7 protein-coding genes are annotated in these 8982 nt (G+C 72.3%); 2 read left to right on the top strand and 5 right to left on the bottom strand.

From position 1 onward, the window contains the following. On the bottom strand, positions 1-893 hold an 893-nt coding region (locus AC069R_RS12825), incomplete at its 3' end, for a maltotransferase domain-containing protein (RefSeq protein WP_478766869.1). Between the two features lie 322 nt (positions 894-1215). Between AC069R_RS12825 and glgP the strand changes: the two genes are divergently transcribed. Further along, positions 1216-3834 (top strand): alpha-glucan family phosphorylase, encoded by a 2619-nt coding sequence (glgP, locus tag AC069R_RS12820; RefSeq protein WP_478766868.1) that lies wholly within the window; start codon positions 1216-1218, stop codon positions 3832-3834. A 46-nt stretch (positions 3835-3880) separates the two neighbouring features. Then, positions 3881-4393, top strand: a complete 513-nt coding sequence (locus AC069R_RS12815) for a hypothetical protein (RefSeq protein ID WP_478766867.1) — start codon at positions 3881-3883, stop codon at positions 4391-4393. 53 nt (positions 4394-4446) lie between these two features. Here AC069R_RS12815 and AC069R_RS12810 read toward each other — a convergent pair whose 3' ends face one another. From AC069R_RS12810 to AC069R_RS12795, 4 genes are all read right to left on the bottom strand, one after another. Next, complete coding sequence (locus AC069R_RS12810; protein ID WP_478766866.1) at positions 4447-4968, bottom strand: DUF1990 domain-containing protein; 522 nt, start codon at positions 4966-4968, stop codon at positions 4447-4449. A gap of 89 nt (positions 4969-5057) precedes the next feature. After that, positions 5058-6713: a M4 family metallopeptidase gene (locus AC069R_RS12805; protein ID WP_478766865.1), complete on the bottom strand. Its 1656-nt coding sequence runs from the start codon at positions 6711-6713 to the stop codon at positions 5058-5060. A gap of 362 nt (positions 6714-7075) precedes the next feature. Next, on the bottom strand, positions 7076-7717 hold the full coding sequence (locus tag AC069R_RS12800; RefSeq protein ID WP_478766864.1) for a response regulator: 642 nt from the start codon (positions 7715-7717) through the stop codon (positions 7076-7078). Next, entirely contained in the window at positions 7707-8957 is a 1251-nt protein-coding gene (locus tag AC069R_RS12795; protein ID WP_478766863.1) for a sensor histidine kinase, read from the bottom strand. The genes AC069R_RS12800 and AC069R_RS12795 overlap by 11 nt, the downstream gene beginning before the upstream one ends. Positions 8958-8982 lie beyond the last annotated feature (25 nt).

Here is an 8982-nt window from a genome sequence, read left to right as displayed (position 1 = left end):
AAGAACTCGTACCAGGAGCCGTACAGCGCCCGCTCCCGCTCCACCAGCAGCGGCATCGGATCGGACGCGGTCACCAACTCCCGCAGCGGGTAACGGTCCAGGACCTCCCGCACGGGGGGCCGCAGCGCCTGGGCGAGCCGCCAGGCGGCCGGGCGTTCCTCGTCCCGCAGGACGGCCGCCGCGTCCAGCAGCTTGCGCCGGTGCGTCTTCGGGACCCCGGCGGCGGCACGCTCGTACAGCCGGGCGCCCTCCTCCAGCACCAGTTCCGTGTCCTGGCCGGCGGGGATCTTGATCCCGGCGTGGTGCCGCCAGGTGGTGATCGGATCGGCCCAGGCCTCGACCGTATACGTCCAGCGGCCGGGCGCCCCCGCCGTGACGGTGGCGCCCCAGCGGTCGGTGCCCGGCGCCAGTTCCCGCATCGGCGTCCAGGGGCCCCGCCGGCCCCGCGGGTCGCGCAGCACCACATTGGCCGCCACCGCGTCGTGCCCCTCGCGGAACACGGTGGCCGAGACCTCGAACGACTCGCCGGTCACCGCCTTGGCGGGCCGGCGCCCGTGCTGCACCACCGGGCGCACGTCGAGGACCGGGATCCGGCCGACGGCGGTGGCCTGCCTCGATGGCGTCCGGGCGGGGGACTTGGCGCGTTTGCGGGCCGCCGCCCCCTTCTGCGCCGCCGCCTTCTGCGCCGCCGCCTTCTTCGCCGCCGGCTTCCCGGCCGCCGCGGGCGCGCCGCCGGAGGGTGGCGCGGCGCCCGGCGGGGACGACGACGAGGTGCGCGCGGCGGCCGAGGAGCCGCGCGCGGCGGCCGGCGGGGTGTGCGTAGCGTCCGGCGAGGTGTGCGTGGCGCCTGACGGTGTGTGCGCTGCGGCTGACGATTGGTGCGTGGCGGGCATGACCGCTCCTGTCCGCGTCAACGTGAAATGACTAGGGGAGGTGGGTCCTGCGGGCGGTGCTGGGGGGTGCCTGTGGGGTGGGTACCGGTGGAGCCTTCCCATCCTTTTCGGGTGGGCAATCCGGAACTTTGTTAACTACTCGCGCGTATGTCCACCCACCAGACCGGCCCACTTGTACGGGTGCCCCCGGCCCGCCTCCCCACGCCCCGACACCCCCGCCGGTACGTCCCCACCGACGCCCCGGTAACCACTACCGTCGAAGGGACGACGAGACGTACGGCGCCGTGCGTCTCACCCCGTAACGCGCCCGTCGAGGTGGCATGTGAAGGCGATCCGTCGGTTCACCGTCCGTCCCGTTCTCCCCGAACCCCTCCGGCCGCTGAGCGAGCTGGCGCACAATCTGCGCTGGTCATGGCATGCGGAGACGCGCGATCTGTTCCAGTCCGTCGACCCGGAGGCATGGGCCGCCGCCGGGTGCGACCCGGTGCGGCTGCTGGGCCGGGTGCGGCCCGCGAGGCTCGCCGAACTCGCCGGGGACCGGCGGTTCCGGCGGCGCCTGAACGCGGTCGCCGATGACCTGGACGACTATCTGACCGGTGACCGCTGGTACCAGGCACAGCCCGAGGGACTGCCCTCCGCGGTGGCTTATTTCTCCCCGGAGTTCGGCATCACGGCCGCCCTGCCGCAGTATTCCGGGGGGCTCGGCATCCTCGCGGGCGACCATCTGAAGGCGGCCAGCGATCTCGGCGTGCCCCTCGTCGGGGTCGGGCTGCTCTACCGGCACGGCTATTTCCGGCAGACCCTGTCCCGCGACGGCTGGCAGCAGGAGCACTACCCGGTGCTCGACCCCAACGAGCTGCCCCTCACCCAGGTGGCGGAATCCGACGGAACGCCCGTCCGGGTCTGCCTCGCGCTGCCCGGCGGCCGGGTCCTGACCGCGCGGATCTGGCTGGCGCAGGTCGGCCGGGTGCCGCTGCTGCTGCTCGACTCGGACGTGGAGGAGAACGACCCCGGCGCCCGCTCCGTCACCGACCGGCTCTACGGCGGCGGCAGCGAGCACCGGCTGCTCCAGGAGATGCTGCTCGGCATAGGAGGTGTCCGGGCGGTGCGCGCGTACTGCCGGCTCACCGGGCACCCCGAGCCGGAGGTGTTCCACACCAACGAGGGGCACGCGGGCTTCCTCGGCCTGGAGCGGATCGCCGAACTGTGCGCGCGGGGGCTGGACTTCGACGCCGCGCTCGAATCGGTGCGCGGCGGCACGGTGTTCACCACCCACACCCCCGTCCCGGCCGGCATCGACCGCTTCGAACGCGACCTGATCGCCCGGCACTTCGGCCCGGACGCCGAGCTGCCCGGCATCGAGACGTCCCGCGTCCTCGGGCTCGGCATGGAGACCTATCCGGGCGGCGAGCCGAACCTGTTCAACATGGCCGTGATGGGGCTCAGGCTGGCCCAGCGCGCCAATGGGGTCTCGCTGCTGCACGGACAGGTCAGCCGGGAGATGTTCGCCGGGCTGTGGCCGGGCTTCGACGCCGGGGAGGTGCCGATCACCTCCGTGACCAACGGGGTGCACGCCCCCACCTGGGTGGCCCCGGAGGTGCTGCGGCTCGGCGCCCGGAAGATCGGCGCCCAGCGCGCGGAGGACGCGCTCGCCGTCGGCGGCTCCGAGCGCTGGGACTCGGTGGCGGACATCCCGGACCAGGACATCTGGGAGCTGCGCCGCACCCTGCGCGAACAGCTGGTGCTGGAGGTGCGCGAGCGGCTCGGTGCGTCCTGGCGTCAACGAGGGGCCGCCGGCGCCGAGTTGGGCTGGATCGACGGGGTGCTCGACCCGGACGTCCTCACCATCGGGTTCGCGCGGCGCGTGCCGTCGTACAAGCGGCTGACGCTGATGCTGCGCGACCGGGACCGGCTGCGGGAGCTGCTGCTGCACCCCGAGCGGCCGGTGCAGATCGTGGTGGCGGGCAAGGCGCATCCGGCCGACGACAGCGGCAAGCGGCTGGTGCAGGAGCTGGTCCGGTTCGCGGACGACCTCCGGGTGCGGCACCGGATCGTCTTCCTGCCCGACTACGGCATGGCGATGGCGCAGAAGCTCTACCCCGGCTGCGACGTGTGGCTGAACAACCCGCTGCGCCCGCTGGAGGCGTGCGGCACCTCCGGGATGAAGGCGGCGCTGAACGGCTGCCTCAACCTCTCGGTGCGGGACGGCTGGTGGGACGAGTGGTTCCGGCCGGACTTCGGCTGGGCCATCCCGACCGCCGACGGCACCGGCACGGACGCCGAGCGGCGCGACGACATCGAGGCGGCGGCGCTGTACGAGCTGCTGGAGCAGCGGATCGCGCCGCGCTTCTACGAACGCGGCCGGGGCGGGCTGCCCGACCGCTGGATCCAGATGGTCCGCCAGACCCTCACCCTGCTCGGACCCAAGGTGCTGGCGGGCCGCATGGTCCGCGAGTACGTCGAACGGCTCTACGCCCCGGCCGCCCGCTCCCACCGCGCGCTGACCCCGGACACCGCGCGGGAACTGGCCGGGTGGAAGGCGCGGGTGCGGGACGGCTGGCACGGGGTGAGCGTCGACCACGTGGAGACGACCGAGACGACGGCCACGGCGGAACTGGGGGCGACGATCGGGCTGCGGGTGCGCGTCGGGCTCGGCGCGCTCACCCCTGACGACGTCGAGGTGCAGGCGGTCTCCGGACGGGTCGACGCCCAGGACCGCATCACCGACACCACCGTCGTCCCCCTCAAGCCGGCCGGCACCCCCGACCTGGAGGGCCGCCGCCTCTACGAGGGCAACCTCTCCCTCGACCGCACCGGCCCCTACGGCTGCACGGTCCGGATCCTCCCCACCCACCGCCTCCTCGCCTCCCCGGCCGACCTGGGCCTGGTCACCCTGCCGACGGAGGACACGGGGGAGGGAGCGGGGGTGCTGCTGCGCTGAGCGCGGGCCTTGTGCCGCCGAGCGCGCCCTCCGTAGCTTGGGCGGCATGGGACTCTTCGACAGATTGACCGGTACCCGGCATCCACCGGCGGGCATTTCACCCGCTTCGCGGGAGGAGTTACGGAGATCCCTGCTCGGTCTCAACCGGCCCGATGTTCCGTACGTGGTCCGGTACAGCGCCGGGGAGCGGTGCGACCTCGTGGCCGAGTGGCGGCTGACGGAGCCGGCCCGGCGGCAGTTCTTCGCGCAGTCCCACGTCGGTCACGCCGTTCGGATCCGGATGCGGCTCGTTCAGGAAGACCATGTGCTGCGGGCGCTCGAGGAGCAGTGGGAGGTCACCCGGCTCGGCTCTCCCACGGGGCTCCCGCTGTCGAAGCGGTACACCCGCGGTCCCAGCCGGACGGTCAGCCGGCGCTGGACCGTCGGTCGTGGGGAGAACGGCCGTCTCGCGGTGACGGAGACCTTCCGTTTCGACAGCGCGCGGCTGCGGGAGCCACTGCGGGAGGCCGTCCTCGCGTCCGGCTGGACCTGGCGCGGTGTGGTCTTCGGCAAGCTGTGAGGGCGGCCCCGGTCCGGTGCCCGCGGACGGTCACCGCGCTCACCTGAAGAAGGTCAGTCGGGTTCCAGCCCGGCGCACAGCTTCCTCAGGACCGTTCCGCAGCGGCGGGCGTACGCGTGCTGGAAGCCGCGGGTCGCCGGGCCGGCGGCCTTGGCGTACCACTTGGCCGGTTTGCTGAAGGCGGCGACGGTGAGCCAGACCGTGCCGTCGCCGGTGCGGTCCACCAGGAAGGCCTCCTCGCCGCATTCGGGGTGGCTCTCCAGGGTGCCGTAGGCCCAGCCCGCGCGGCGGGGTTCCTCGGCGGTCCATATGATCCGGCAGGGCGCCCTGACCAGGCCCGCAAGCGTGACCGTGACGTCCACGCCGGGGGCGGCGCGCTCGGCGGTGGCGTCTATGCCCACGCCGAGCGCGCGGTGCATCTCCCAGGTGAGGACCGCCTCGGCGGCCCGCCTGAAGACCTCCTCGCCCTCGCCGAGGCGGGCGCGCACCAGCAGGGGGCGGAAGCCGGGCGGGCAGAAGGTCAGGTCGTCGTGGGTCGCTCCGACCGGTTCGTACGTGAAGGGTGCCGAGGACATGGGGCCCAAGAGTAGGGCGGCACCCGGAGGAGATCCGCTCCGGGTGCCGCCCTCTTCACAACCCTGCCCGCGTCACCGCCGTACGGGGGTCAGTTGACGTTGACCGCCGACCAGGCCGCGGCCACCGCCTTGTACTCGGCGCTGGAGGAGCCGTACAGGGCGGACGCCGCGGACAGCGTGCCCGCGCGGGCCGACTTGTAGTTGGTGGTCGACGTGAAGTACGTCGTCAGCGCCTTGTACCAGATCTGAAGCGCCTTGTCCCGGCCGATGCCGGTGACTGTGGAGCCGTTGTACGTCGGGGAGTTGTACGACACCCCGTTGATCGTCTTCGCGCCGCTGCCCTCGGACAGCAGGTAGAAGAAGTGGTTGGCGACGCCGGACGAGTAGTGGACGTCCAGGTTGCCGACGGAGGAGGACCAGTAGTCCGCCGAGCCGCCGTCCTTGCTGGGCTTGTCCATGTAGCGCAGCGGGGTGCCGTCGCCGTTGATGTCGATCTTCTCGCCGATGAGGTAGTCGCCCTTGTCGGACGCGTTGTTCGCGAAGAACTCCACACCGGTGCCGAAGATGTCCGAGGTGGCCTCGTTCAGACCGCCGGACTCGCCGCTGTAGTTCAGGCCCGCGGTGTTGGAGGTGACACCGTGGCTCATCTCGTGGCCGGCCACGTCCAGCGCGGTGAGCGGGTGGTTGTTGCCCGAGCCGTCGCCGTACGTCATGCAGAAGCAGCTGTCGTCCCAGAACGCGTTCACGTACTGGCTGCCGTAGTGCACGCGGGAGTACGCGCCGACACCGTTGTTCTTGATGCCGCTGCGCCCGAACGTGCTCTTGTAGAAGTCCCAGGTCTCCTGCGCGCCGTAGGCGGCGTCCGCGGCGGCCGTCTGGTCCGTCGTGGAGCTGGAGGCCGTGCCGGTGCCCCAGACGTTGTCCGCGTCGGTGAACAGCGTGCCCTTGCCGGACGTCTTGTGCGCCAGGTTGTAGGTGCTGTGGCCGCCGCGGCTGGCGTCGGTGAGCTGGTACGACGAGCCGGACTGGGTGGTGGTCAGGCTCACGGAGCCCGAGTACAGGGTCTTGCCGGTGCCGGTCGCGTTCTCGATGCCCTGGTACTCGAACAGCTTCTTGCCGGTGGCGGCGTCGGTGATGACGTGCAGCTGGTTCGGGGTGCCGTCGTCCTGGAGGCCGCCGACGATCGTCTCGTAGGCGAGGACGGGGGTGCCGGAGCCGGCCCAGATCACCTTGCGGGCGCCGTCCGCGGTGGACTTGGCCGAGCCGAGGGACTTGGCGGCGGACACGGCCTGCTTCTCGGCCTTGGCCGGGGTGAGCTTCGGCGTGAGCGAGGCGACCTTGATGGTGGCCTTGGTCGCCTTGGTGACGCCCTCGGTCTTGCCGGACTTGGCGGTGTGCACGACCAGGTCGCCGCCGAGGACCGGCAGGCCCGCGTAGGTGCGCTCGTAGCGGGTGTGGACCGTGCCGTCGACGTCCTTGACGACGTCCTTGACGACCAGCTTCTCCTTGGCGCCGAGGCCTATCTCCTGAGCCGTCTCGGGCGCGTCGGCCTGCGCCTGCTTGATCAGCGAGGTGTGGGCGGCGGCGGAGAGCGCGGCGGGCGCGGCGGCCAGCGGCTTGGCGGCGGCCGGGGTCTGGGCGGCCGAGGCGCTGGTGGCCAGGGAGGCGGAGACGAGGGCTCCGGCGGCGACGGCGGTGGCGATGGCCAGGGTGGTGCGCTTATGACGCGCGGAGAGGGGGCTCACGCAAGCTCCTTCGTGGGGGAGGCCGGTCAGCGTGGGGTTACTGGCCGGGTATTTCGCTGTGAAGCTGCTGTGCTGCTTGCGGCGTGGAGAGAGAGTGACATCAAGGGCGCGTACATGTCAGGACCCCGAAGTGATGTTGGCTGAAAACTGATTGGCCGGGAAATGTTGCAGTGGTGTGAACAAGTGGCGCTCAAGGGGGTGGCGTGCCTCAACAACCTTGATTTCTCGGGCCGTTGAGATGCGGTTTACGGGAACGCCGTATTCCGGCCGCCCCGTGCGGGCACGACGTACGTGGCCTGATTTCCACCACCCGAACCCACCGCTCATTGGCCGATTCAGTCATCCGGCCGGGACGGCAGGGGTCAGCCGAGGATGCCCCGGTCGTAGGCCGCCGCCACCGCGGCCGCCCGGTCCTTGACGCCCAACTTGGTGTAGAGGTGGGTCAGATGGGTCTTGACCGTGGCCTCGCTGATGAAGAGTTCGCGGGCGATCTCACGGTTGGAGGTGCCCTTGGCGACCAGGGCGAGGACCTCGCGTTCGCGCGCGGAGAGGGGCTCGTTGCCGGGAGCGGGGGAGCGCACGGCCCGCACGAGGCGGGAGGCGACGGCCGGGGAGAGGACGGTACGGCCCTCGGCGGCGGCGCGCACGGCGGTGAACAGCTCGTCGCGCGGGGCGTCCTTGAGGAGGTACCCGGTGGCACCGGCCTCGATCGCGGGAAGCGTGTCGGAGTCGGTGTCGTACGTGGTGAGCACCAGCACCTTGGCGCGGGCGCCGCGCCGGGTCAGCTCGCGGATCGCGGCGACGCCCGAGCCGCCCGGCATGCGCAGGTCCATCAGGATCACGTCGGGGTCCAGCTCGGCCGCCCGCGCGACCCCCTCCGGACCGCTCGCGGCCTCGCCGAGCACCCGGAAGCCGGACGCGGACTCGAACATGCCGCGCAGACCGTCCCGGACGACCGGGTGGTCGTCGACGATCAGCAGCGTGATGAGGGGCTCAGTGGTCATCGCGGACCAACGGTACGCGAGCCGACACCGCGGTGCCCTGCCCCGGCTCCGACTCCACCGCGAGGGAGCCCGCGATCCGCTCGGCGCGCGCCCGCATCCCGGCAAGGCCGAAACCCCCGGCGCGGGTGCGGGCGGGGACGGCGGCCGGGTCGAAGCCGGTGCCGTCGTCGCGGATGTCCAGGATCACCTCGTCCCCGAGGAACGTCAGCGTGACGCCGAGACGGCCCGCGCGGGCGTGCCGGGCCGCGTTGGACAGCGCCTCCTGGGCGATCCGCAGCAGCGTCGCCGAGACCTCCTCGTGCAGCGTCTCGGCGGTGCCGGTGACGGCGAACTCGGCCCGCACACCGGTGCGTTCGCCCCAGTCGGCGACGGTCTTCTTCAGCGCCTCCGGCAGCCCGGCGGCGGCCAGTTCGACGGGGGCGAGGTTGTGCACCGAGCGGCGGGCCTCGCCGAGGCTGTGCCGGGCGAGCGAGGAGGCGCGCTCCAGATGGGTGCGGGCGGTCGCCAGGTCCCTCGCCCCCGCCACCACCTGGAGCTGGGCGATGATCCCGGTCAGGCCCTGCGCGATCGTGTCGTGGATCTCCGCGGCGAGCCTGCGCCGCTCGTCGGCGACGCCCGCCTCCCGCGCCTGCACCAGCAACTGGGCGTGCAGGGCCGCGTTCTCGTCCAGCGCCTGCTGCAACGCCGCGTTGGTGCGCTCCAGTTCGCCGATGGTGTCCGCCTGCGCCTCGATGCGCCGCTGCTCCTGGTCGGCGAACCGGAACAGCAGGCCGACCAGGCCGATGTTGGTGCAGAAGACCGCGGTGAAGATCAGCCACATCATCGGCCCGTGCGGCGGCATCCCGCCGACCTCGCTGCCCGCCATGGTCACCGCGGTCAGGAACAGCCCGAGCGGCGCCAGCCGGCGCGGCAGCTGAAGGCCCGAGCTGTAGTAGCCGACCGCCGCGTAGATCCCGAAGAAGGGGTTGAGCCAGGTCAGCGCGAACGCCAGCCCCCAGCGCACGAAGTACAGGCACGCGGTGACACGGTTCGGCCCCGGTGTGTCCGGAGTCACCCGCCGCCACGCCAGCTGGAGCAGCACGGCGGCGGTCGCCAGGGCACCGGCCGCCGCCATCTCGCCCCCCGACATGCCGATCACACGGGCCGAGGCGGCCGACGTCACCAGCCCCACGGCGAGCATCACATAGGGGCCCCAGCGGTCGAAGGAGGCCCTGCGCTGCCAGCCGGTCGCGTGCGTCATGCGGCCAGTGTCCGGCACGGCCGTA

The organism is Streptomyces sp. NPDC043952 (genome assembly GCF_056435325.1).
Note: the sequence above shows the minus strand (reverse complement) of the source record. Positions and strands in the feature narration are given on the sequence as shown.

What these genes read in the sequence shown, in the direction of transcription:
- AC069R_RS12810 (WP_478766866.1), bottom strand. Translation starts at nt 4,968, where the DNA reads ATGTCCTCGGCACCCTTCACGTACGAACCGGTCGGAGCGACCCACGAC.
- AC069R_RS12800 (WP_478766864.1), bottom strand. Translation starts at nt 7,717, where the DNA reads ATGACCACTGAGCCCCTCATCACGCTGCTGATCGTCGACGACCACCCG.
- AC069R_RS12795 (WP_478766863.1), bottom strand. Translation starts at nt 8,957, where the DNA reads ATGACGCACGCGACCGGCTGGCAGCGCAGGGCCTCCTTCGACCGCTGG.
- AC069R_RS12815 (WP_478766867.1), top strand. Translation starts at nt 3,881, where the DNA reads ATGGGACTCTTCGACAGATTGACCGGTACCCGGCATCCACCGGCGGGC.